This window comes from Oricola nitratireducens (assembly GCF_014904745.1).
Lineage (GTDB): Bacteria > Pseudomonadota > Alphaproteobacteria > Rhizobiales > Rhizobiaceae > Oricola > Oricola nitratireducens.
Window position 1 is genome coordinate 1 of record NZ_JACZCS010000044.1, and the last position, 22,588, is coordinate 22,588.

Genomic DNA, 22,588 nt, shown 5'->3' on the forward strand with positions numbered 1-22,588 from the left:
GCAGCTCGCGGTGCGCGAAGCCATCGAATACGCCGTCTACTCCCTGATCGTCGAGGGCGCCGAAAAGGGCCTGTGGTCATTCGCCGACGATGCCAAGGGCGCTGAAGTCATGGCGAAGTTCCAGGCGAAACAGGGCGCAGTCATGTAGCCGGACACCGTTCGCGGCGCGGCACTCGCGGAGGGCCCGGACGCGAATATCGTCAGGTACAGGCGCGCTCGACGAGGTCCTCATAGAGGCCGCGCAGACGCTGCGTGACCGGGCCGTCGACGGCGGGCATTGGCTTGCGGTCGATTTCGGCGACCGGGGTGAGGCCCGCGAAGGTGCCGGTCAGGAAGGCCTCCTGCGCCGCGTGGACGTCGACCAGCGAGAAATTCCGCTCGTAAACCGGAATGGCGTTGGCGCGGCAGAGGTCGATCACCTTCGCCCGCGTGATGCCGTTCATGCAGTAGTCGCCCGTCGAGGTCCAGACCTCGCCCTTGCGCACCACGAAGAAGTTGCAGGCATTGGTGGTGTTGACGAAACCATGCGGGTCGAGCATCAGGCCCTCGTCGGCGCCGGCCTCCTCGGCCTGCAGACAGGCGATGACGCAATTGAGCTTGGAGTGCGAGTTCAGTTTCGGGTCCTGGCTCATCGGCAGGCCGCGCACCTGCGGCACGGTGGCGAGCCGGACGCCAGCGCGGATGACGGGCGCGGGTTTCGAATGCTCCATGATGATGACGACGGTCGGGCCGGAGCGCGACAGCGACGGATGCTGGAACGGCTTCACCTTGACGCCGCGCGTGATCATCAGGCGGGCATGGACGTTGTCGGTCATGGCGTTGGCCGCCGCGGTCCCGTTCAGCGCGGCGAGAATGCCGGCGCGATCCATGCCGATATCGATGCCGACCGTGCGGCAGGCGGCAAAGAGGCGGTCCAGATGGTCGTCGAGGAACACCCATTTGCCTCTGTGGAGCCGAAGCCCCTCCCACATGCCGTCGCCGAGCAGGAAGCCGGAATCATAGACCGAGACGGTGGCCTCGGCGCGCGGCCTCAGTTCACCGTTCACCCAGATCAGGATATCGTCGTTGCGCGGATCGTGCTCGGCGTCGTGCGTCGTGGTCTTTTCGTTCTGCATGCCGGCAATTGAAACCGCGCGCCCGGCAAGGTCAACTGCGACAAGGTTCAAAGCACAGGGAGACGTCACCGATGGCGGATACGAAAATCATCGCGATGTGGTCGGGACCGCGCAACCTGTCGACCGCGATGATGCGCTCGTTCGGCAACCGGGCCGATTGCACGGCGATGGACGAACCGTTCTATGCCGCCTATCTGGCGGCGACCGGGATCGACCATCCGATGCGCGACGCGGTGATCGCGGCCGGCGAGACCGACCCGGAGGCGGTGGCGCGGCAGTGCCTCGGCCCGTTTGCGACGCCGTGGTGCTACCAGAAACACATGCCGCATCACATGGTCGACGGCTTTCCGCTCGACTGGGCGGCCGGGGTGACGAATGTCTTCCTGATCCGCCATCCGCGCCGCGTGCTGGCGAGCTATGCCAGGAAGCACGAAAAGGTCAGCGAGGCCGATATCGGCTACCGGCGCATGCGCGCGGTCGACGCGGCGATCACCGAGATGCAGGGCGCGGCGCCGATCGTCGTCGCCTCGGAGGACATTCTCGCCGATCCGCAAGCCATGCTGGCAGCACTTTGCGGCGCGATCGGCATGAAGTTCGATCCGGCGATGCTGGCCTGGGAGGCCGGGCCGCGGCCGGAGGACGGCGTCTGGGGCCGGCACTGGTATGACGCGATCTGGAAATCGACGGGGTTTCAGAAGCCGGAAAGCATGGTCCTGCCCGACCTGCCGGCCGATCTCGCGCGAATAGAGGCGGAGGCGCTGCCCGACTACGAGGCGATGGCGGCGCGGCGGTTGATGCCCAAGGGCTGAAGGCGGCACAGCGGGGGAAGGTTGATGCCCGCCGGAGAGGATCCGGCGGGCACCGTATGGCGTCAGTGCGTCAGGCCGACGGCGGCGTTGGCCTTGACGATCATCGGGTGGAAGGTGAAGACGTCCGGCGTCGCGGCATCGACGTCGACCTTGATCCAATGAACGTTGGGGCTGCCGAAGGTCTGGACGCGGGTGAAGTTGGGCAGCAGATGGGTCGCGTCGATCAACGGCTTGTCGATCTTGTAATAGTGCGTATCGCCATGGACGAGCACGACCTGGCCGTCGAAGGCCACGGTCTCGGCGATCATCGCGTCGAGGAAGGCGGCGTAGCCGTCCTTGCCGGGGAGACGGCTCTCGTCGTCATCCTCGGTTTCGGGGATGTCGAAGCCGAGGTCGCCCTGCACGACGATCATGACGCCCTTGTCGCCCTCGGCTTTCGCCTTTTCGAAGGATTCCTTCAGCCATGCGATGTTAGCGGCGTCGCGCTCGACATATTCGGCGTTGTCGGCGGCGCATTGCTCGGGCGTGCGCTCGCTCTTCTTGGCGCAAGCCTTGTCGCTGTTGACCTTGTTGTTGTTCGAGCCGGGCACGTTGAGACCGACGAACATGGCGCCGCCACGGGCATAGCGCATGTTCTCGACGAATTTCGCGCCGGGCCCGCCCTGGCGCTCGGGCGTGATCTTCTCGGCGCCGAAGCTTTCGGGCGAGGCGAACATCACCTTGCGCAGGTGGTCGAGGCGTTCGAGGTTGTCATAGCCGCCATTGTTGGTGCGGTGGCAATCGGTCCACTCATTGTCGCCGAGGATGTAGAAAACCGGCTTTGCCAAGCCGTTGAACATGTCCATCGCGTCCGTATAGATGTCGTCGGTGCATTTCGACGAGCCGTCCTTGATATCGCCGTCATAAAGCGAGAAGGCGATGTCGGAGGCGTTGATATCGGCGACGAGCGCCGGGATACGCGGCTGATCGTTCGACTTCGCGTAGGGCATGTCGCCCCAAAGTCCGACGGAATAGGTGTCCTGCGCCAATGCGGCGCCCGACATGGCGCACAGGGCGGCGGCGATCGAAAACGCGCGCACCGAAATGCGCGGCAGCGTTGCAAGCTTCATGATTGTCTCCATGGATATCGAGGATTCGACGAACGAAACCTATCCACCGCGCATGACAGCCAGTTGACGGCGTAGACGCCGCATCAGGGAATTTCGCGTGAAACCGCTTGAAACATGAGCATGCTTATAATATATCGCGCTCATGAAAACCGACGGAACCGAAAATTTAGGACTTTTGCTGCACGATGCGGCACGGCTGCTGCGCAAGCGCTTCGAGGCGCGCGGCAGCGTGTACGGACTGTCGTCGGCGCAGTGGCGGTTGCTGGTCCGTCTCGTCAAGGAAGAGAAGAAGGAGGGTGTGGCGCAGGCGCGTCTCGCCGAACTCCTCGAAATCGAACCAATCAGCGTCTCGCGCCTGATCGACAGGATGGAGGACGGCGGCTGGGTGGAACGACGCCAGGCCGCCAGCGACCGGCGGGTACGCATGGTCTTCCCGACAGCCAAGGCGCGCGCCGCCTTCGACAAGGTAAAGAGCATGGCGGCGGAAGTCTACGAAGAAGCACTGGCCGGCCTGCCGCCGGAGGTGCGCAAGACGCTCGTTGCCGGGCTGCAAACGATATGTGACAACCTTTCCGACGGCGAAAGCGCGTGCGGATCGACGACCAGGGAAACGGAAACCGCAGGATGAACGTGATCAGGAAACCCGAGCCGGCAGCCGAAAATTCCAACATCAAGCTGGCAGAGGCGGCGAAGTCCGCCGGCGACGCGTGGGACCGGCAGGAAGCCGAGAAAAAGAAGACGCGCCTGCCGTCGCGCAAAATGCTGATGATCGCCCTGCCGCTCGCGCTCGTCGTGGGCGGCTCCTATGTCTGGGTGACCGGCGGCCGTTACCAGGAAACCGAAAACGCCTATCTGCAGCAGCCGAAGGTGACGATCGCCTCGCAGGCCTCCGGGCGGATCATCGAAAGCCACGTCACCGACAACGGCTTCGTCCACAAGGGCGACGTGCTGTTCGTCGTCGATCCGGAACCTTACCGGATCGCGCTCGAACAGGCGAACGCGGCGCTGGCCGCCGCGCGGCTGAATGTCGGGCAGTTGCGCGCCGCCTACAGCCAGGCGCTGGCGCAGAAGCAGCTCGCCGCCAATGACGTCGCCTATTACGAGGGCGACCTGGAGCGCCAGAAGAAACTGGAAGGCAAGGGCATCGCGACGCGCGCCACGCTCGACGAAACGATGCGCAACCTGACCAAGGCGCGCGACACGGAAGCCTCCGCCGACCAGGCCGTCACCGGCGCGCTCGCCGCGCTCGGCGGCAATCCCGACATCAAGACCGACGAGCACCCGTCCGTGCAGGCGGCGCTCGCGACGCGCGACAACGCGGCCTACCAGCTGGCGCAGACGACCGTCGTCGCGCCCGCCGACGGCGTGATCTCGCAGGCCTCCTCCTTCCAGGCCGGCCAGCTGATTGCCACCGGCACGCCGCTGTTTTCGCTGGTCGAGAGCGGCGACAGCTGGGTCGAGGCCAATTTCAAGGAAACGCAGCTGACCCACATGAAGCCCGGCCAGGAAGCCGAAATCCGCTTCGACACCTTCCCCGGCCGGCCGGTGAAGGCGACGGTGGAGAGCATCGGCGCGGGCACCGGAGCGGAGTTCTCGCTGATCCCGGCGCAGAACGCGACCGGCAACTGGGTCAAGGTCTCGCAGCGCATCCCGGTGCGCCTGAAGGTCGAGGACAAGAGCCTCGCCATGGCGCTTCGCACCGGCATGAGCGCGACCGTCGAGGTCGACACCGGCGTCAGCCGCGGCCTGCCTAATCTGTTCGGCTCGACGGCGACCGCCGCCGAGTAAGCCGCGAAGCCGTCCCATGCCCACGTCCGACGAGCACTTCAAGGAGGTTCCGCATCGCGGCCTGATCACCGGTTCGATCATGCTCGGCACGATCATGCAGGTGCTCGACACCACGATCGCCAATGTCGCGCTGCCGTCGATGATGGGCGACCTCAGCGCGTCGCGGGATACCGTTACCTGGGTCCTCACCTCCTATATCGTCGCCGCCGCCATCATGACGCCGGTGACCGGCTGGCTGTCCGACCGGATCGGCAGGCGCGAGCTGTTCCTCACCTCGATCGTCGGCTTCACCATCACCTCGATGGCCTGCGGGCTCGCCTGGAACATCGAGGTCATGGTGCTGTTCCGGCTGCTGCAGGGCCTGTTCGGCGCGGCGATCATTCCGCTGTCGCAAACCTTCCTGCTCGACATCAACCCGAAGGAACGGCACGGCTCGGCGATGGCGATCTGGGGCGCCGGCATCATGGTCGCGCCGATCATCGGACCGACGCTGGGCGGCTGGCTGACGGAATATTTCAGCTGGCGATGGGTGTTCTTCATCAACCTTCCCGTCGGCATCGTCGCATTCCTCGGCTCGGCGGCGTATCTGCCGAAAATCGCCATCAGGCTGCGCGGCTTCGATTTCTTCGGCTTCGCCATGCTGTCGCTCGGCGTCGGCGCCTTGCAGCTGATGCTCGACCGGGGCGCCGAGGTGGACTGGTTCTCGGCGGTGGAAATCTGGATCGAACTCGGGCTCTGTCTGACCGGCTTCTGGGTATTCACGATCCATTTGCTCACCGCCGAGGACACCTTCATCGACGCGGCGATCTTCACCGACCGCAATTTCGTCACCGGGCTGATCTTCATCTTCGTCGTCGGCATCGTCCTGCTGGCGAGCCTCGCGCTGCTGCCGCCAATGCTGACGAATCTTTTCAACCACTCGACCGTCCTGACCGGGCTGGTGATGGCGCCGCGCGGCGTCGGCACGCTGATCTCGATGATCATCGTCGGCCGGCTGGTGCGGATCATCGACGCACGCATTCTCGTCGTTGTCGGACTGCTGCTGACGGCATGGTCGCTGCACATGATGACCGGCTTCACGCCGCAGATGGACGACAATCTGATCATCGTCTCCGGCGTCGTCCAGGGGCTCGGGCTGGGGCTCGTCTTCGTGCCGCTGTCGACGGTCGCCTTCGCGACGCTGGCGCCGCAGTACCGCACCGACGGGACAAGCCTGTTCAGCCTGGTGCGCAATATCGGCTCGTCGATCGGCATCTCGATCGTCACCGTGATGCTGACGCACAACCTTCAGGTCAACCATGTTGAGTTGTCGACATTCATCTCGCCTTTCAATCCCGCGCTCGGCGCGATTTCTCCGGCGGCGCAGGCGGGCGACCCGACGGCGCTTTCGATGATGGACCAACTCGTCAACCAGCAGGCGCTGATGATCGCCTATATCGACGACTTCCACCTGATGATGATCGTGACGCTCGCCGCCCTCCCGCTGGCGCTGCTGCTGCGCAAACCGCGCGCCGCGGCGGCAGGCGCCCCGGCCGTCGTGCATGCGGATTAACTATTTGTAAGTTTTGACGGCGGTCAATGGCGACCGCCGAAGCATGCGCCAGTCTTCAGTCTTTAAAAACTCCAAAAGGAGAGAGAAATGACCGACAAGACATCTGTGCGCAGTCTGCTTCTACTTCTGCGCCTCGCCATGGCGTGGGTGTTTCTCTACGCCGCATCCCACCAGGTATTCGCCGCCGATTTCTCGGTGACCGGTTTCCTGGATCACACCAAGACATTCCATGGGCTATTCGCGCATTTCACCGGTCCGGTGATCGCGCCCGTGATCAGCTTCTGCGTCGCCTACGGGCACCTGCTGATCGGCCTTTCCCTGCTCGCGGGGCTTTTGGTGCGGGTCAGCTCGATGTTCGGTATCGGGCTGATGATCCTGTACTGGATGGCCCATATGGACTTCCCCTATGTCAGCAATCCCAACAATTTCCTGCTCGACGAACATATCGTCTACGCGCTGGTTCTGGGCCTGATGATCGCGGCCCATGCCGGCCATATCGTGGGCCTCGACGGCTGGTTCGCACGGCGGGCCAGCGTCAAGGAACACCCATTGCTGCACTGGGCGACGGCCTGACCGGCTGACGCTCTCCGGGAGCGCCGTCACCGTTTGCCGCAAACTCCGGCGGGGGCTCCCGCCTGAGTTCGCACGCGGACGCGGAGGGCATGACAAAACTTTAACTTGCACCGCTCCGCATCAGTACCCAACTTTGCGTTGACTGGAATCAAGGCGGAAGACGCCTTGCACGGGCAAACAGGCGCTCCCCAGCGACAAACGCAAGGACGAGGGAAACAATGCCGGACAAGACCGAGATCGAAGCCATTGCGCGCAAGAGCCGCCGCCGCTCGCCCGCGATCTGGGTCGTCGCCATCGCGCTGGTCATCGCCGCCGCCGCCATCTGGTACTGGCAATCAAGCGGCAGCGATGCCGGCTCGGTGCGCTACACCACCTCGCCGGCCGGCCGCGCAAACATAACCGTGACCGTGACCGCGACCGGAACGATCGAGCCGGTCAACACGGTGGAAATCTCGAGCGAATTGTCCGGCACGGTGCGCGAGGTCGACGCCGACTACAACGACCTAGTCAAGAAAGGCGACGCGCTGGCCAAGCTCGACACCGACAAGCTGGAAGCCAATGTCGAGCACGCGCGCGCGACGCTGACCGCGCGCAATGCCAGCCTGATCGAGGCGCAGGTGACGCTGGACGAGAAGAAGGACGCCTATGAGCGTTCGCAGCGGCTCTCCGACCAGGGCATCTCCTCGCAGGAATCGCTGCTGACAACGCGAGCCGAATACCAGCGCGCCGTCGCGTCGCTGGACACGGCGAAAGCGAATATCAAGGTCGCGGAAGCCGACCTGAAGCTGGCGGAAACGGATCTCGACAAATCCGTCATCGATTCGCCGATCAACGGCATCGTTCTCGACCGGTCGGTGGAGGTCGGGCAGATCGTCGCCGCCTCGCTGTCCGCACCGGTCCTGTTCACGCTGGCCGAGGACCTGTCGCACATGAACCTGAAGGTCGATGTCGACGAGGCCGATATCGGCCAGGTGGCCGTCGGCAATGAGGCGCAATTTACCGTCGAGGCCTATCAGGACCGCTCTTTCGAGGCCGCGATCGTGCAGTTGCGCTTCGCGCCGGAGACCATCGACGGCGTGGTCACCTACAAGGCGATCCTCGATGTGGCGAACAAGGAATTGCTGCTCAGGCCCGGCATGACGGCGACGGCGGAAATCACGGTCGCCAAACTGGACGATGTCCTCGCCGTGCCGAACGCGGCGCTGCGCTTCGCGCCGCCGGCCGAAACCCAGCAGGAGGAAAGCGGCGCGAGCGGCCTTCTCGGCATGCTGATGCCGCGCCGGACGAGTTCGACGAGCCGCATCCCGGCCGCCGCCGACGGCGCCGGCATGCGCTCGATCTGGGTGCTGCGCGACGGCATCCCGGCAGAGGTCAAGGTGCGCACCGGCCGCACCGACGGATCGCGCACGCAGATCCTCGAGGGCGACCTGAAGGAAGGCGACGCCGTCATCACCGACATGGACACCGCGCAATGACCGCGCCCGGCGCTACCGACGCGGCGGACAGGCAACCGGTCATCTCGCTTCGCGGCGTGACCCGCGTATATGGCGAGGGCGAGGCCGCGGTGCATGCGCTGCGCGGCATCGACCTCGACATCGCGCCCGGCGAGTTCGTCGCCATCATGGGTCCGAGCGGTTCCGGCAAGTCGACGGCGATGAACATCATCGGCGCGCTCGACACGCCGACGGCGGGCACCTACCACTTCTCCGGCGCCGATGTCGGCGGCTTCGACCGCCACCAGCGGTCCATCCTGCGGCGCGACTATCTCGGCTTCGTGTTCCAGGGCTTCAACCTTCTGGCGCGCACCTCGGCGCTCGACAATGTCGAATTGCCGCTGATCTACAAGGGCGTTTCGCGGGCCGAGCGGCGCGCGCTGGCGAAAGCCATGCTGGAGCGGGTCGGACTCGGACGCCGCCTCGACAAGGAACCGTCGAAGCTTTCCGGCGGCGAACAGCAGCGCGTGGCGATCGCCCGCGCGATCGCATCCGAACCGGCCGTGCTGCTCGCCGACGAACCGACCGGCAATCTCGACACCGCGCGCAGCCAGGAGATCATGGAGCTGATCGCGCGGCTCAACCGCGAGGAAGGCCTCACCGTCATCATGGTGACGCATGAGCCGGACATGGCCGAATATGCCGGCCGCATCGTCCACTTCAAGGACGGCCTGATCGAGCGCGACGGCATGAACGGAAACCCGCGCGCCCCTGCCCCGGAGACCGCCGATGTTCACTGAAACCGTGCGGCAGGCCTTCCAGGCCATCATCCGTAACGCGATGCGGTCCTTCCTGACCATCCTCGGCGTCATCATCGGCGTCGCCGCCGTGATCACCATGGTGACGATCGGCCAAGGATCGACCGACCAGATCGAGTCCGACGTCTCGAAACTGGGGACCAACCTGCTGATCGTGCGCCCGGGCGCCGGGATGGGGCCGCGCTCGTCGGGCCGGTCGGCGCCGCGCTTCACCCTCAAGGACGTGGAGGCGATCAAGGAACAAATTCCGGGCGTGATCGCGGCGACTCCCGCCAACACGTCGTCGATGACGGTGATCTACGGCAACGAGAACCACCAGGCGACCATCACCGGCGTCGATAACGACTTCCTGATCGCGCGCGACTGGAACGTGGCGCTGGGACGCGAATTCTACGAAAGCGAACTGCGCGCGGGAACCGCCACCTGCATCCTGGGCGAAACCGTGCGCAAAGACCTGTTCGGCGCCGGCGACCCGGTCGGCGAAACGATCCGCATGGAGCAGATTTCCTGCCGCGTGATCGGCGTTCTGGAAGCGAAAGGCGCGTCGAGCTTCGGCCAGGACCAGGACGACACGGTGCTGATCCCCATCCGCACCTTCCTGCGGCGGATCGCCGGCAACCAGGACATTTCGTCAATGTATGTGGCGGTGGAACCCGGCTACTCGACGGAAAAGGTGCAGTCGGCGATCGAACTGCTGCTGCGCGAGCGCCGCAGGATTTCCAGCGGCGAGGAAGACAATTTCTCCGTCATGGACACCAAGGAGATCACCTCCATGCTGACCGGCATCACAGCGGTGATGACCGGGCTGTTGTCGGCGGTGGCGGCGGTCAGCCTGCTCGTCGGCGGCATTGGCATCATGAACATCATGCTGGTCTCGGTGACCGAGCGTACCCGCGAGATCGGGATCCGGCTCGCCATCGGCGCGACGGAAACCCAGGTGCTGATGCAGTTCCTCGTCGAGGCGGTCGTGCTGTCGCTTCTCGGCGGGCTGATCGGCATCCTGCTCGGCCTCGGCTTCGGCTATATCGGTTCGATCTACATGAAGATCCCGTTCGCGCCGGACTGGACGACGACGTTCCTGGCCTTCGCCTTCTCGGCCTTCATCGGCATCGTGTTCGGCTATTTTCCGGCACGGCGCGCCGCGCGGCTTGACCCGATCGAGGCGCTGCGGCACGAATAGCCGCAGCGCCGACAGACCGGACCCGGCCGCAGATTGCAGCGCCGGACCAGACAGCGAAAAGGTACTCCCATGACACGCATCGCAAAGACCGCGATCATCCTCACCGCCCTGTTGTCGGTGACCGCCTGCGCAAACACGATCCGCGGTGTCGGCCGCGACACGGCGAATGTCGTCCAGGCGACGAAGACCGCCGGCTCGGACATCGCCAACGCCGCCGACTAGGACCCGGCGGGGTGGCCATCATCAGGTCGATCAGCGCGATACTGCTGCTCATCCTGACAAGCACGATCGCCGAGGCACACTTCGCCGAAGGCGTGAAGCTGCGCTCGATCGTTGTGACGCGCGACGCCGACGGCGGAACGAGTGCCTTCGTGCGTACGCCGCTGCCGCTGCTGTTTTCCGATCTTGTCACAAGGGCGCAGGCGGCGGGGACGCCGCTCGACAGCGAATTCATCCATGCGCAGGAGACGGCAACGGGCCCGGTCTACCATGTCTCGCTCGACGCGATCCGCGCGAACGAGGCGGCGTTCGCCAGGCGGCTGGAAAGCGCGTTTGCGTGGTCGCAAAAGGGCGATCCGGTGACGGCGGCGCTTGTTTCCTGGCGCATCCACGACGCCGAGCCGCGTACCGCCTTCAACAACGGGAAAAGCGCGCGGGCGGCACTGCAGGCGGATAACGCGGCGCAGGACCCGCTGTTCGGCGAGGCCTATGTCGACATGCGGCTGAAGCTCGCACTGCCCGCCGCCGGCGGCGCAATCCGGATCGCCTCGGCGCTGCCGCCCTTGCCGCTGCCCGACGGCGTCTCCATCGACAACCATATCGTCGACGCGCGCGGCGATGCACCGGTTTCCTACACCAGACCCGGCCAGCTGGAGGCGGCGGAGACGATCGACGGCTCGCTGGCGCATACGGTGCTCGAATTCGTGCGACAGGGCGTGCTGCACATCCTGCAGGGCATCGACCACGTCTTTCTCGTCGTCTGCCTGGCGCTCGGCGTCGGCGCGCGGACGCGGCTGTTGTGGATCGTCACGGCGTTCACGCTCGGCCATTCGGCGACGCTGATCGCCACCTTCCTCGGCGCGACGCCGTCATGGCCGTGGTTCATTCCGGCCGTGGAAACGTCGATCGCGGCGACCGTGCTCTATGCGGCCGTCGCGGCGCTCAGGCGGCAGATGGATTCGATCGCGGTGATCGCGGGCGTCGGCCTGTTGCACGGGCTCGGCTTTTCCTTCGTGCTCGGCGAAATCCTCGGCCGCGACGCGCCGAACCTGATCCCGGCGCTTGCCTCCTTCAATGTCGGCATCGAGTTCGGGCAACTGGCGGTCATCGCCGCAACGCTTGCCGTCATGGCCGTGCTGATGCGGCTTTCGGCCGGCGCGACGCCGGTGCTGCGCAACGCGGCGCTGGCCGGCATCGCCGGCATGTCGGCATGGTGGGTCGTCGAGCGGTCGGCCGCGCTGGTGGCCTGATCCGGCCTACAGCTTGAGATCGTTCACGACCTTTTCCTCCAGGGCCTTCGTCTCCGCATCCTCGCGCGCCAGGGCGGCGGCATATTCGCGGTTGATGCCGGTGCCGTCGAAGAAAGTCATGCGAATGGCGGAAACCTCGTTTCCCGTGCCTTCGAGGTCAAGCGTGTAGGCGACGGGGCAGCGCTCCGCCAGATCGGACATCCGGGCCAACGGGCCATCCGCGAACGCATCCGCCGAAAGCTTGCCGGACACCGGCCGTTCGTCAAACAGCCGGGCGAGCGCCGCGTCGCCGCTGTCACGGATATTGCAGTAGGCGCCAGACGAGATGATGCCCTGGCCCGAAGCCAGATGCGGGTAGGCGCCGCTCAGCTGCCCGGCGACGGCCGGGCGGGGAACCGGTGACTTGAAAACGATCTCGCGCTGAACCGCCCATACATCGCCGTCGTGGATCCAGGCGCGAATGGTCTCGGTCAGCGTGTCTGCCTCGCGCGCGCAGGAGAACCGGCCGCCGCCGTTCTCGCATCCCGAAAAACCGTTGTCGGCGACCGTCTGTTCCAGGGAGCCGCCGGACATCGCCAGCGTGATTCCGGAGATCAGCGGTTGCTTGTCCGGCGTCTCGTAGACAACCTTTGCAATCTCGGCGCCGAGATCGGCCGGCCGAGCGGGGCGGACGGTTTCCGGAGCGGGCGCGGCAAGCACGGGCAACTGCGTGCTGCCGGTGACCGGCGCCGCGGAAAGACCCGGCATGGGCTGTTCCCCTTCCTTCGGCTCCGGCGCTGCCGCGAGACCCGGCATCTGCCGTTCGGCCTGTTCCGGAGCAGCGGCAAGGCCGGGCATCTGCGGCGGTGGCGTTTCGGCGCCGCCCGAAGGCGCGGCGATCGTCGGAAAGGTCGTGCCGGAACCGCCTTGCGGCTGGGCCGATCCCAATTGCGGAAATCCGCCGCCGGGAGCGGCTTTAGCCGTGTCCGACGTTCCAAGCTGCGGGAATGCGGACGGGGCGCCGCCTTGCGCGGCGGGCGCCGTCCCGCCCAGCGCAGGGAAGCCCGACGGTTGTTGTCCGGCCGAGCCGTTCGCGCCCATGGCGGGAAAACCTCCCGCGGACGCCGAGGCACCGGGAGCGGCCTGCCCCGAGAGTGACGGGAAAGCCGGCGCGGGGCCGACCGCGACGCCGCCGCCCGCGGCAAAGCCGTCACCCGTACCGCCGCCACCGGTCTGGGCATAGAGGATCGATATCTCCTCCGCGGAAATCCTGCCGTCGGGATTTCGGCCAATGCTGGCCTGGAATCGCGCAATCGCGGTACGGGTCCGGCGTCCGTACACGCCATCGGCGACGCCGGCATCAAAGCCGAGCAAATTGAGCCGGCGCTGCACCTCCCGGCGCAGTTCGCGCGCCTCGGCCGCCTTGGCGGCCTGCGCGCTGCCGATATACTGCTGACGGCGCGGCGGCGGTTGATTGTTCCTCTGCATCTCGTTGAGGATGATCGCGCCGCCAAGGCCCATCAAACCGCGAACCACCCTGTCATCAGCCGCCGCCGGCGCGACGACGACGCTCGCCAGCAGGCATCCGGCGACAGTTCTCGAAATTGTCTTCTTCATCCGCCCTGCGACCTCCTTTGCGCTATCGAGATCAGCCAGTTGGCGGTCGCCACGTCGCTATCAGCAGCAAATGACGAGATCACGTTGCTGAGTTGAGCATGGCTGACCGCCATATTCTCTATCAGGGTCACGCAGGAATTCGGGAACGGCTGGTAGATCAGACGACCGTCCTTTGCCTGCTTGCCGACATTCACACCGCGAAACTCCTGCACCGTCCCGAGGAGATAGGAGAGGTAATCGAAGGACGGCTTGTAGGACGGAGCGGCATAGGTAATGAAATCGCACATGATGGACCGCCGGCGGCTGACCTCGGCACTGTCGTGGCGGCGCAGAACCGTGCTGCCCAGGACGATGACCAGCATGTCGAGAAAGTTCTGGTCGTTCAGGCTGAGATAGTTTCCGGGCAGGTTCAGGCCGCCGCCGGAAATATAGCTGTCCCGGTAGTTGGCCAGTTCCTGCAGCGGGTAGGTCTCGTCTCCCAGGATCAGCCCGTTGCCGGCGAACCAGTTCAGGTCGTTCAACGAATAGTAGCTGCCCAGCCGCACGATGAGCGGAACGGTCGCCGGAACGATGTCGGGCACACGCTGATTGAGATCCAATCCGCGCTCCACGAACCACGCCGCGTAGTTCGGCCGGATGCCGGACATCACGGTCGTGGACATCACGCACTTGCTCTCGTGGTTGTTGCCACAGAAGAAGACGCGGTTCATGTCGATCGGGTTGATCTGTGAAAGGTAATCGTAGATCTGCCGGATCTTCGGGAAATTGGCGTCGAAGTCCCGCGAATATTTCTGGGTCAGGGCGTCATAGAATATCTGCGACGTATCGATCTGCTCCTTCTTCAGAATCCCGTTCTGAATATAGAAGCTGGCGCTATCGAACTGCCCATCCTTGACGAAATTCTCGAACGCGACCAAGGGATCGTTTTGCGCGCGACCTGGAACAGACGCGGCAAGCAACGCGGCAACAACGAGCGCACAACGCGCCAGTATAGGGACAATACGCATAACTTCCCCATCCCACCAGATTTAGCCCTTTTTCATTAAACATTCAGCAATCGGCAAGCGCAAGTCTCAACACTGTTGTGTTACGTGATAGGCTTGATACGATCAGACTCTGTTACAAATACCGAACCGGCCGAATCCTTCCGGGATATTTTCATGACGCGGGCTTGGTCTATCCCGCGCGCCGCCGGACAGGTCCCGCATACATGCGGCCGTCCGGCCAATCCCATCACCGATCCATTGCTGCGCGACATCGATTGTGCGCTGCAGAATCCTTGTGAAATCCGCCGAATCAGCGGATGATGCCCAATATTCGGGCAGGACGGGCCGAAGCCTAAAATACAGCGTCGTATATTGTTGCCTCGCGCCGCATGGAGAAACAGGAAACGCATGAGGTCGGGCAAGCAAAGCACCTAGCCCGGAGGCCCTTATGCGCCCACGACATCACCGCCCGCCCGGCAACAGCACCGGACAATTCGTCTCCATCGCACAGCCAGAACGCGGATCCGCCCACAAGGCCGCCCGCTTCGCCGCCGCCTCGGCAGGCGTTGCGCTGGCCCTGACCGGCGCGACCACCGCCCGCGCTCATGAAGCGCCGTCGGGCTGGATGTATCCCTACGAGTGCTGCTCGGGCTACGACTGCCGCCCGGTTTCGTCGAAATGGATCAAGGAAAGCGGCGGCGCCTTCATCATACCGACGACGGGCGAAGCCGTGCCCTATTCCGACAAGCGCATAAGGACTTCGCCGGACGGCGAGTTCCATTGGTGTTCGGTGGCCGGCTCCGACGACGGCAAGACGATCTGCCTGTTCGTGCCGCAGCGCATGTTCTGAGCGGACCGGCGGCCCGTTTTGGAGCACCGCGATGTCGAACGGTACCGGTTCGAAACAGCGCCTACGAATTGTTTACCACGTTCATAGTCCCGTAAGGGAATGTGTCGGCGATTCAGTTCTTGTTTGCCCAAGCGCGCTATCCCGGACGGGCAGATCAATTCCGGGGCGGCAACATGCGCTATCTCAATATCCTCGCGCTGGCGATTTCCTTCGCCATGGCAGCCACTGTCAGTGCGGCCTTCGCCGATGGCTGGCACGTGGACCGCGTTACTCTTCCGGCGGTGTACACGACCGACGGCAAGACCTGGGCTCCAGTCCGGCAGGGAATGAACGTGCCGAACGCATCATGGATCAATACCGGCGATCACGGGCGCGTGCTGTTGCGCCGTGACACGGACACCATGTTCATCGGTCCATACTCGCTCGTCGCGACAGTGGAGAGAGGCACCGACGCCAGACCTGTGTCAGACGTGCGGCAACCGTTCGGCGCCGTGACGATCGACCTTCGCAAACGCGGCTACGACCAGATGAAGGTCACGACCCCATACATGGCAGCCATCGTCAAGGGCACGCAATTCACGGTTACCGCCCGGCGCCAGCATTCGACGCTCGGGGTCAATCGCGGACTTGTCGAGGTCACGGACCGTCTTAGCGGCGCGGTTGCCGCGGTCGGTCTCGGCGGCAAGGCCGAGGTCGATGCCGCCAATTCCTCCTTCAGCCTGAGCGGCGCCAACACGTCCATGACCGCGACGGCCACCGCCCAGTCGAAAGCCAAGGGCAACGCTTACGGCCTTTCCAAGAGCAAGACCAGCAGCGTTGGCAGTTCAAAGGGAAAAGGCGCCTCTAACGGCAAGGGCAATTCCGGTGGAAACGGCAAGGGCAATTCCGGCAGCAACGGAAACGGGAACTCCGGCGGCAATGGCAACGGCAATTCCGGCGGCGACGGGCACTCCAACGGGAACGGGAACGGGAACGGGAACGGGAACGGGAAAAAGTAATTGACCGACCCGAGCCGTTCAACAAACGCCGACCCACTCGCGTGAACCAGTTGTCATGATCCGGATCATCGACCAGCGACGAACCATCGTGAGCGCGGGAATTCTCGCGCTCATTCTGCTTGCCCAGGTCGCATCGCTGTTCGGACCGCTCGACCGTTTCCTCGCCGACAAGCGCTTCCTTTTCGCCGACCGCCCCGCGTCCGGGGAGGTCGTTTTCGTCGCGATCGACAAGAAAAGCCTGGATGCCGTCGGCGTCTGGCCCTGGCCGCGCAGCGTGCATGCGCGGATCACGGACCGGTTGCACCAACTCGGCGCGGGCGAAATCTATTTCGATATCGACTTCTCCACGCCGTCCGATCCAACCGACGACGAAGCCTTCGCCGCTGCCATCGAAAGAGCGCAGGGCAGCGTGACGTTGCCGGTCTTCCTGCAATATCCGGATGCGGCGTCAACACAGCGCAAAGCAACCGTCACCGCCCCGATCGACATGCTGGCGCGCAACGCATGGCTCGCCACGGTGAACATCCATCCCAACAGCGACGGCAAGGTCCGATCGTTCCCGACGGGGCAGGTCGCGGGATCCGAATTCATCCCGTCCGTCCCGGCGGCCATCGCCGGACAGAATGCCGGGACTGAAAAGGCAATCCGGATCGATTTCGGCATCGATCCGGCGACTGTGCCGGTCGTCAGCGTATCCGATCTCCTGAACGACAAGGCCGACCCCGGACTGTTCGAGGGAAAGAAAGTGGTCGTCGGGGCCTATGCGACGGAGTTGCGAGATTTCTACCCTGTACCCAAGCAGGGCTACATTGCGGGCGCGATGATCCAGATTCTGGCCGCGGAAACGCTGATCGCCGGCCGCGACCTGCTCCCGGTCGGCGGCATGCCCGTCGCCGCAGTCACACTCGCGTTCCTGATCCTGGTGCTGGCCGGCCTGCGGACGCGAAGCCCGCTCGGGGGCGCCGCCACGCTGGTGGCGATTTCGGCGATCGCGGAAGCACTTGCGACATTCGCCTATGTCCGGTTCGGACTGCTGGTGCCGACCGCCTTCATCCATGTCGCCACGCTGACCGCGCTGGGCCTTCGATCCGCCGCCATGTCGGATTTTTTCCGAAGGCTGCTGCGGGAAGCGACCAGGGAGGCCCGGCATATGCGGCAGGTCCTGCAACAGGTCGTCAGCGAGAATTTCGATGCGATCGTCGTCATCGACGAGGACGGCCGCGCGCTGCAGACCAGCAACGCGGCCGGCGCGATATTCGACCTCGCACCCTTCGACGCGCAATCCGACGTGCCCGCGTCGAGCTTTCTGCCGGAGGAACTGTGCGCGGAGATCGAGACCGCCCTTAGCGCTGTGCGCGACGGCATGCGGCATGAGCCGGAAATGAAAACGACGCAGCTTCCGGCGGAAGACGGCGGCACCCGCTCAATCGAATACACAATCGGCATTTCTGTGCTGGACGATGACCGGAAGAAAAAGAGCGGCGAGCGCCGGCTGGTCGCCTGCCTGACGGCGCGCGACATCACGCAGCGGCTTTCCGACCAGCGGAAACTGCAATGGTTGTCGGATTGCGACGACATGACCAATGTCTGGCGCCGCCACGCCTTCCTCCGCATCGCCGGCTCGACGATCAGGGAGACGGGCGCGGGTCAGGGTTTCGCAATCGTCGCGATCAATCTGCACCGCTTCAAGACCATCAATATCGCGCTCGGACGCGAAACCGGGAACATGGTGCTGGGCGAAGTCGCGCAGCGACTGCAGGATGCCGATGCCCGCGTCCGCGCCGTCGCACGGCTCGGCGGCGATACATTCGCGGTATTGCTCGACGGCATAGCGGACGAGGCTGCGGCACATGCGGCGGCCGAGTGCATCGTCGGCGTCATCAAGGCGCCCTACCGGATCAAGCGCGCAACGGCGCAGGTTGGCGTGAAGGCCGGTGTCGTCTTGCACGACCCGGCGATAGACGCCGCGGAAACCACAGGACACCTGCTCGAGCGCGCCGAGATGGCGCTTGACGAGGCGCGCATCGCCAGGGGGACGGAAATCGTATTCTTCGACGAGACGCTGGCCAATCAGCGCAAGCGCGCCCGCATCATCGAGCGCGACCTCTGGGGCGCGCTGGACCGGGACGAACTGACACTGCACTACCAGGTGCAGATGGGCCTGAAGGACGGCACGCCGCGCGGCGCCGAGGCGCTGATCCGGTGGCATCATCCGCTGCTCGGCGCGGTCTCGCCCGTGGAATTCGTCGCCATCGCCGAGGCCAACGGATTGATCACCGCGCTCGGGCGCTGGGCGATGTTCACGGCCTGCAAGGAAGCGGCGAACTGGCCGGAAGCCCTGTCGGTCTCGGTGAATGTCGCTCCGCAGCAACTCGCCAATGACGCAATCATCGCAGACGTGAAAACCGCGCTGGCGCACTCCGGCCTCGACCCGGCGCGCCTGACGATCGAGCTGGTGGAAAGCGAATTGCTGGAAACAGACGAGTCGACGCTGGCGCGGATCAGGGCCCTGAAGGCTTTGGGCGTGTCGCTGTCGCTCGACGATTTCGGCACCGGCTATTCCGGCATCGCCTATCTCGCGCAACTGCCGTTCGACGAGATCAAGCTCGACAAGCAGTTCACCCGCGACCTGACGACCAATCCCGAAACGCAGGGGATCCTGCGCTCGGTGACCGTGCTCGCCGAGACCTTCAAGATGACCATCGTGTGCGAAGGCGTCGAAACGCGCGAACAAGAGACGTTCCTGCGGCTGATCGGCTGCCAGGAAGGTCAGGGCTATCTCTATTCGAAACCCCTCGATGCCGCAGACTTCCGCCGGCTTGCCGACGAGTTGCTGCAAGACGGACAGCGCGGGCTGGCCGCGTCCGCCTGACGAACAGCCTCCTACGGCTCCTCGGGCGCGTCCGGCCTTGCGAGCAGCAGGAAGCCGGCGAGGCCGACGCCGGTGAAGGCCGCGCCGCCAAGGAAGGTCGCGGACGGCCCGACCCATTCCCACAACGCGCCGGCCGTCAGGCTGGCGGCGAGAAGCGCGATGCCGGTGACGAGATTGAAGACACCGAAGGCGGTGCCGCGCGAGGTTTCCGGCGCGGTTTCGGCGACAAGGGCAGCGAGCAAACCCTGCGTCATGCCCATGTGGAGCCCCCAGAGCGCGACACCCGCCATCGCGGTCCAGACATCGGGGGCGAAGGCGAGAACCAGATCGGCGGCGATCAGAACGGCGAAGCCGGCGGCAAGGATGGCCCGCTTGTCGAACCGGTCGGACAGGGCGCCAAAGGGATAGGCCGTCAGCGAATAGACGACATTCATGACGATCAGGACCAGCGGAACCAGCGCGACCGGCAGTCCCCTGCCCTCGACGCGCAGCACCAGAAAGGCTTCCGAGAAACGGGCGAGCGTCAGCACGGTGCCGACGGCGACGACGCCCCAGAACAGGCCGCCCAGCGCCTCGAGTTCCGTCGCGCGCAAGGGAAAGCGCGGCGTGCGGCCATTCGGCTTGCGTTCCGGCTCGCGCACGAAGACGATCAGGATCGTCACGGCGATCGCGCCGGGGATCAGCGCGACCCAGAAGACAGAGCGGAAGTCGCCGGCGAACAGCGCCATCAGGCCGATCGCCAGCAAGGGTCCCAGAAAGGCGCCGACGGTGTCGAGCGACTGGCGCAGGCCGTAGGCGGCGCCGCGCAGGTCGGGCGTGGTCAGGTCGCCGACAAGCGCATCGCGCGGGGCGCCGCGCACGCCCTTGCCGACACGGTCGGAAAAGCGGGCGAACATCACCCAGTCCGGCGACGGCGCGAGCGCGAAGAGCGGCTTGGAGGCCGCGCCGAGGCCGTAGCCGAGGACAGTCAAAAGCTTGCGCGCGCCGATGCGATCGCTGAGCCAGCCGGAAAACAGCTTGGAGATCGAGGCGGTCGCCTCGCCGATCCCCTCGATCAGGCCGACGGTGACGGTGCTTGCGCCAAGCACGGAGACCAGGAAGACCGGCAGCAGCGCGTGGATCATCTCCGACGAGATGTCCATGAACAGGCTGACGAAGCCGAGCGCCCAAATGCTGCGCGGCAGCCTGGAAATCGTCATCGCCACGTTTATCTCCTTCGCATAGCCGGCAAGCCCATCGCGACCGGCGAGATCACCTTTCGAACAAGGCGACGAGTTCTGCAATGGCGAGCATGTGCCTTCCGGCCGCCGCCGCGACCTCGCGGCACGACGCGGAGGCGGGAAGACCGAGACTGGCGACATCGAGGGCGACCAGCCGGAAGTGATAGTGATGAATGCCATGGCCCTTCGGCGGGCACGGGCCGCCATAGCCCGGGTTGCCGAAATCGTTCACGGCCTGACGCAACCCGCCGGGGAGGTCCGGCATCGGCGGCAGCGCTTCGGGAAGCCCCGACATGTCAGGCGGAATGTCGAAGACGGCCCAGTGATGGAACGTGCCCGACGGGGCATCCGGATCGTGACAGACAAGCGCGAGGCTCTTCGTGCCCTGCGGCGCGTCGGCCCACCGGAACGGCGGCGACACGTTCTCCCCGGTGCAGGCATAACGGACGGGAACGGCATCGCCGTCCCGAAAGGCGGAACTCGTCAGCGAAAATGCCATATCGGCGCCTCCTCGCGGTTTTTCGCATTTATAGGTGTCAGCGGAGCGCCCCGCGTTGACATGCGACAATGGGCGAACATCACAATATCAGCGCCAGCGTTTCCGCGCCGGTCAGTCCGACGCGATGGCCGAAACGGCGGCATTGGCGGTCGAGCGTATCTGCGAGCCATCGGGCGCCCTCGCCGCGCAGGCGCTCCAGGCGGAACTTGCGCAGCCGGAAAGGCACCATCTCCAGGCCGCGCAGGCGGCGCGCCGCGCGATCGTAATCGACGAACCAGGCAAGTGTCAGGTTCGGGCGGAAGGCTTCGTGTCCGCCGATGCCCTCGTAATCGTTGATCAGGTCGCCGCAGCCGTAAAGCACCGGCCGGCCCGCATGGACCTCGATCGCCATCGGGTGATGCGAGGAATGGCCGTGGACGATATCGACACCAGCCTCATCGATCAGCGCATGGGCGAAGCGGCGGTGCTCATCCGGGATGTCATAGCCCCAGTTCGGGCCCCAGTGGATCGAGGCGACGACAGCGTCGCCGGGCCGCCGCCAGGCGTGGATGTCCTCGGAAATGCGGCGAAAGGCGGCGTCGTCGAAGTCCGGCAGAAGATTGACGCCGGGACGGTCCGGCAAGGCCGCCCAAGACCGCGGCACACCGCTCGACGGCGCGCCGAAGCCGAAGACAAGGATACGCCCGCCCGACGTATCGAGAATGGCGGGCTGAGCGGCGAGCGCCGAATCCCGACCCGCCCCCGCCGCCGCGACGCCGACGGCCTTGAGCGTTGCGAGAGTGTCGATCATGCCCTGCAGGCCCCAGTCGCCGAGATGATTGTTGGCGAGGACGCAGCAATCGATGCCGGCGGCGGTGATGCAGCCGGTATTGCCGGGATGCATGCGGTAGTTGATGCCCTTCGGCTCCGGTGTCCCGCGGGCAGTGATGGCGGTTTCGAGATTGATGATCCGGGCATCGGGATCGCGGCGCTCGATCTCGGCCAGCGCATCGCCCCAGACATAGCGCCAGGAGACTTTTTCGGGGATCGCGCCGGAGGCCTTTTCGGCGATGGCGACATAGTCGCGGGCGGATCTGACATAGTCCTCGTGCAGCGCCGGGTCGCCCGGATGCGGCAGGATCTGGTCGATCCCGCGCCCGGTCATCACGTCACCGCTCAAAAACAGCTTCATCGTCTCCGTCCGTCCCGCATGCCGACCGCCTCTTGATACGCATCAATGCGCGGCGCGGCCCGCCGGTCTTGACTGTAACATCTGATGGCGCGGCGAACAGGGAGGAGCGAGATGGCGAAGACGTCACTCGCCGAGGCGTGCTGGGAGCATTTTCCGCATGGCGCCGATATCGGCGTGCGCGGCCATGGGGCGACGATGGCCGAAGCCTTCGAAGCAGCGGCGCTTGCCGCGACGGCGGTGCTGACGCCGCCGGAAGGAGTGCGGGCGGAGAGAAGCGTCGCCATCGACGTGACGGGCGCGGACCCGGAACTGCTGCTGGTCAATTTTCTCAACGCCATCGTCTACGAGATGGCGGCGGAACGGATGATCTTCGCGCGGTTTCACGTGCGCATCGACGGGCTGCGCCTGACCGGCGAGGCTCGCGGAGAGACGATCGACCGGATGCGGCACGAACCGGCCGTCGAGATCAAGGGAGCAACGCTGACGATGGCGAAGGTCGCCGAGGAGCGGCCGGGCGAATGGATCGCGCAATGCGTCGTCGACGTCTGAG

Annotated in this window: 21 protein-coding genes; 14 read left to right on the forward strand and 7 right to left on the reverse strand. The window is 65.1% G+C overall.

Features of this window, described 5'->3' with window-relative positions; all coding sequences use genetic code 11:
• Positions 1–200: 200 nt before the first annotated feature.
• Positions 201–1,115, reverse strand: a complete 915-nt coding sequence (locus tag IG169_RS19160; RefSeq protein ID WP_193177869.1) for an aminotransferase class IV — start codon at positions 1,113–1,115, stop codon at positions 201–203.
• A 71-nt stretch (positions 1,116–1,186) separates the two neighbouring features.
• Here IG169_RS19160 and IG169_RS19165 point away from each other — a divergent pair, with 71 nt between their 5' ends.
• Complete coding sequence (locus IG169_RS19165; RefSeq protein ID WP_210326106.1) at positions 1,187–1,924, forward strand: sulfotransferase-like domain-containing protein; 738 nt, start codon at positions 1,187–1,189, stop codon at positions 1,922–1,924.
• Between the two features lie 62 nt (positions 1,925–1,986).
• On the opposite strand, the gene IG169_RS19170 is transcribed toward IG169_RS19165, so the two are convergent.
• A complete protein-coding gene (locus IG169_RS19170) occupies positions 1,987–3,033 on the reverse strand; it encodes a hypothetical protein (RefSeq protein WP_193177870.1) in 1,047 nt (348 codons plus the stop codon).
• Positions 3,034–3,175: 142 nt separating this feature from the next.
• Here IG169_RS19170 and IG169_RS19175 point away from each other — a divergent pair, with 142 nt between their 5' ends.
• The 9 genes from IG169_RS19175 (at position 3,176) to IG169_RS24390 (ending at position 11,846) form a co-directional block, all read left to right on the forward strand.
• Positions 3,176–3,661 carry a MarR family winged helix-turn-helix transcriptional regulator gene (locus tag IG169_RS19175; RefSeq protein WP_193177871.1) on the forward strand — a complete coding sequence of 162 codons (486 nt, stop codon included), beginning with the start codon at positions 3,176–3,178 and terminating at the stop codon, positions 3,659–3,661.
• On the forward strand, positions 3,658–4,821 hold the full coding sequence (locus IG169_RS19180; RefSeq protein WP_193177872.1) for an HlyD family secretion protein: 1,164 nt from the start codon (positions 3,658–3,660) through the stop codon (positions 4,819–4,821). Before IG169_RS19175 ends, IG169_RS19180 begins: the two co-directional genes overlap by 4 nt.
• Positions 4,822–4,837: 16 nt before the next feature.
• Positions 4,838–6,373 (forward strand): DHA2 family efflux MFS transporter permease subunit, encoded by a 1,536-nt coding sequence (locus tag IG169_RS19185; protein WP_193177873.1) that lies wholly within the window; start codon positions 4,838–4,840, stop codon positions 6,371–6,373.
• 87 nt (positions 6,374–6,460) lie between these two features.
• Positions 6,461–6,946, forward strand: coding sequence for a DoxX family membrane protein (locus IG169_RS19190; protein WP_193177874.1), 486 nt, complete (start codon positions 6,461–6,463; stop codon positions 6,944–6,946).
• A 218-nt stretch (positions 6,947–7,164) separates the two neighbouring features.
• Entirely contained in the window at positions 7,165–8,421 is a 1,257-nt protein-coding gene (locus IG169_RS19195) for an efflux RND transporter periplasmic adaptor subunit (RefSeq protein WP_193177875.1), read from the forward strand.
• Positions 8,418–9,179: an ABC transporter ATP-binding protein gene (locus tag IG169_RS19200; RefSeq protein ID WP_193177876.1), complete on the forward strand. Its 762-nt coding sequence runs from the start codon at positions 8,418–8,420 to the stop codon at positions 9,177–9,179. Before IG169_RS19195 ends, IG169_RS19200 begins: the two co-directional genes overlap by 4 nt.
• Positions 9,169–10,377: an ABC transporter permease gene (locus IG169_RS19205; RefSeq protein WP_193177877.1), complete on the forward strand. Its 1,209-nt coding sequence runs from the start codon at positions 9,169–9,171 to the stop codon at positions 10,375–10,377. The genes IG169_RS19200 and IG169_RS19205 overlap by 11 nt, the downstream gene beginning before the upstream one ends.
• 69 nt (positions 10,378–10,446) lie before the next feature.
• A complete protein-coding gene (locus IG169_RS19210; protein ID WP_193177878.1) occupies positions 10,447–10,599 on the forward strand; it encodes an entericidin domain-containing protein in 153 nt (50 codons plus the stop codon).
• 11 nt (positions 10,600–10,610) lie between these two features.
• The gene (locus IG169_RS24390) at positions 10,611–11,846 is read left to right on the forward strand and encodes a HupE/UreJ family protein (RefSeq protein WP_193177879.1); all 1,236 of its coding nucleotides are present in this window, start codon (positions 10,611–10,613) and stop codon (positions 11,844–11,846) included.
• Positions 11,847–11,852: 6 nt separating this feature from the next.
• Here the strand turns inward: IG169_RS24390 and IG169_RS19220 are convergent, their stop codons facing one another.
• Together IG169_RS19220 and IG169_RS19225 are read right to left on the reverse strand one after the other, a co-directional pair.
• Positions 11,853–13,442, reverse strand: coding sequence for a peptidoglycan-binding domain-containing protein (locus tag IG169_RS19220; protein ID WP_193177880.1), 1,590 nt, complete (start codon positions 13,440–13,442; stop codon positions 11,853–11,855).
• Positions 13,439–14,449 (reverse strand): hypothetical protein, encoded by a 1,011-nt coding sequence (locus IG169_RS19225; protein WP_193177881.1) that lies wholly within the window; start codon positions 14,447–14,449, stop codon positions 13,439–13,441. Before IG169_RS19225 ends, IG169_RS19220 begins: the two co-directional genes overlap by 4 nt.
• Positions 14,450–14,876: 427 nt before the next feature.
• On the opposite strand from IG169_RS19225, the gene IG169_RS19230 reads away from it, so the two are divergent.
• The 3 genes from IG169_RS19230 (at position 14,877) to IG169_RS19240 (ending at position 19,148) form a co-directional block, all read left to right on the forward strand.
• Entirely contained in the window at positions 14,877–15,278 is a 402-nt protein-coding gene (locus IG169_RS19230) for a hypothetical protein (RefSeq protein WP_428982271.1), read from the forward strand.
• Positions 15,279–15,451: 173 nt separating this feature from the next.
• On the forward strand, positions 15,452–16,276 hold the full coding sequence (locus tag IG169_RS19235) for a FecR domain-containing protein (RefSeq protein ID WP_193177882.1): 825 nt from the start codon (positions 15,452–15,454) through the stop codon (positions 16,274–16,276).
• A gap of 55 nt (positions 16,277–16,331) precedes the next feature.
• Positions 16,332–19,148 (forward strand): EAL domain-containing protein, encoded by a 2,817-nt coding sequence (locus IG169_RS19240; protein ID WP_193177883.1) that lies wholly within the window; start codon positions 16,332–16,334, stop codon positions 19,146–19,148.
• Between the two features lie 11 nt (positions 19,149–19,159).
• Here IG169_RS19240 and IG169_RS19245 read toward each other — a convergent pair whose 3' ends face one another.
• The 3 genes from IG169_RS19245 to IG169_RS19255 form a co-directional block, all read right to left on the reverse strand.
• Entirely contained in the window at positions 19,160–20,347 is a 1,188-nt protein-coding gene (locus IG169_RS19245) for an MFS transporter (RefSeq protein ID WP_193177946.1), read from the reverse strand.
• 52 nt (positions 20,348–20,399) lie between these two features.
• The gene (locus IG169_RS19250) at positions 20,400–20,867 is read right to left on the reverse strand and encodes a YbhB/YbcL family Raf kinase inhibitor-like protein (RefSeq protein WP_193177884.1); all 468 of its coding nucleotides are present in this window, start codon (positions 20,865–20,867) and stop codon (positions 20,400–20,402) included.
• A 79-nt stretch (positions 20,868–20,946) separates the two neighbouring features.
• Complete coding sequence (locus IG169_RS19255) at positions 20,947–22,038, reverse strand: CapA family protein (RefSeq protein WP_193177885.1); 1,092 nt, start codon at positions 22,036–22,038, stop codon at positions 20,947–20,949.
• 111 nt (positions 22,039–22,149) lie between these two features.
• Between IG169_RS19255 and IG169_RS19260 the strand changes: the two genes are divergently transcribed.
• A complete protein-coding gene (locus tag IG169_RS19260) occupies positions 22,150–22,587 on the forward strand; it encodes an archease (protein ID WP_193177886.1) in 438 nt (145 codons plus the stop codon).
• The last annotated feature ends 1 nt before the right edge of the window (position 22,588 follow it).